Origin of the sequence: Acinetobacter sp. 243_ASPC, assembly GCF_001054715.1 — a bacterium.
GTDB classification, from domain to species: domain Bacteria; phylum Pseudomonadota; class Gammaproteobacteria; order Pseudomonadales; family Moraxellaceae; genus Acinetobacter; species Acinetobacter soli.
Map to the genome: position 1 here is coordinate 1 of NZ_JVOR01000143.1, position 1,601 is coordinate 1,601.

1 protein-coding gene and 1 pseudogene are annotated in these 1,601 nt (G+C 37.0%); one reads left to right on the forward strand and one right to left on the reverse strand.

The window, feature by feature from the left end:
- Nucleotides 1-87: 87 nt before the first annotated feature.
- Nucleotides 88-861 carry an alpha/beta fold hydrolase gene (locus ADA42_RS17805; RefSeq protein ID WP_004942631.1) on the reverse strand — a complete coding sequence of 258 codons (774 nt, stop codon included), beginning with the start codon at nucleotides 859-861 and terminating at the stop codon, nucleotides 88-90.
- A 200-nt stretch (nucleotides 862-1,061) separates the two neighbouring features.
- Here ADA42_RS17805 and ADA42_RS18315 point away from each other — a divergent pair.
- A pseudogene (locus ADA42_RS18315) lies at nucleotides 1,062-1,601 on the forward strand (helix-turn-helix domain-containing protein); the annotation flags it as partial.

Genomic DNA, 1,601 nt, shown 5'->3' on the forward strand with positions numbered 1-1,601 from the left:
ATTTTTACTTTGGAGAAACCGGACATTTCTATTTTGGAGTTACATTTTTGCCTTCGTATAAGGTGTATTATGTTAATTTTAGAAAATTTAAATTTTCTCTAAGAAACTTTGGATAGTTGTTATTACCTCTGTTTCCTTTTCTTTGTGAGGGAAATGACCACAATCTTTTAGAATTTTCAGCTCTTTATATCCATTAGCAAGCTGAATAAGGCGTTCTGGTTGACTCAAAGTTGCATATTCATCATGTTCCCCATGTATTACTAAAAGAGGACGTTCTATTTTTGATATATAGACATCTATATTCCAATTACGGAATGATGGTGATAACCAAGTATCGATCCATGCTCTTAATACCCATTCAGCTTTATCTCCATGAAACTTAGCTAATTTCTTAATGAATTGTTCATTACAAAAATTAGTTTCCGCATCTTTTATACCTTGTCGAGTAATTTCTTCCACCATAGACTGTGCGGATATAGTAATTGCTGCTTTGCAACGGTCTGGATATATAGCAGCTATTACAGCAGTCATCCCACCACCAACACTATGGCCCATAACAATAAATTGATCTATTTCTAGATGTTGTAGTACAGCAGCAAAAGTTGTTTGAGCTTCCTCCGTAATAAAATTAAGAGATAATTTTTCTAAGGGTGAGGATTTTCCAAATCCTAAGCGATCATAAGCAATAACTTCTCTCTGGAGAAATTCAGCTAATCGTTGAGGAAAGCTTTTCCAAAGTTCAACGCTTCCTAAAGATTCATGAAGCAAAATAATGGGAGTCTTATGAGAAGCAGGGACAATCCATCGTTTAAAAAATATAGATTTATCACCCAATTTTATAGTTTCTTCTACAATATTCATTTTTTTATTCAGCTTAAAAAAGATGCTGTTATTCTAATGAAAAGTAGAGCATCTATACTGACCATAGAGTCACCTATTTAACATAATGTATATTATACGAAATAATATTGTTAGAACCCATTCAAAATGTCTATATTCTCACCAATAAAAATGTCTAGTTTATGATGGCTTAAACATCATGGACTGGATATGAAATATAGATGCTGATCACTATGTCTGACAAAGAAATTCAACGTCTTGCTGTTCTGCAAGACGTTCGAGATCATCGTATTACACAAGTCCGTGCTGCTGAAATCCTGAATCTTTCCACCCGTCAAATTACCCGGTTATTACAGAAGCTCAATCAAGATGGTGTTTCAGGTATGGCACATGCCAGTCGTGGTCAACCTGGCCATCGTCGCCATGATGATTTATTAAAATCAAAATGTCTTTCCATTATTTCTGAACATCTGCTGGGATTTGGACCCACCTTGGCGCATGAGAAGCTCAGCAGCATGTTTGATCTGAATATCCCGGTAGAAACGCTTCGGCGCTAGATGATGGCCAATAACCTGTGGATTCCTCGATCCAAACGCCTGAAACGACCGTATCAGCCTCGTTACAACCGGGATTGCTTTGGTGAACTGATCCAAATTGATGGCTCACACCATGACTGGTTTGAAGGACGCGCTGCTAAATGCTGTCTGCTGGTATTCATCGATGATGCTACAGGAAAATTGCAGCATTTACGCTTCTGTGAG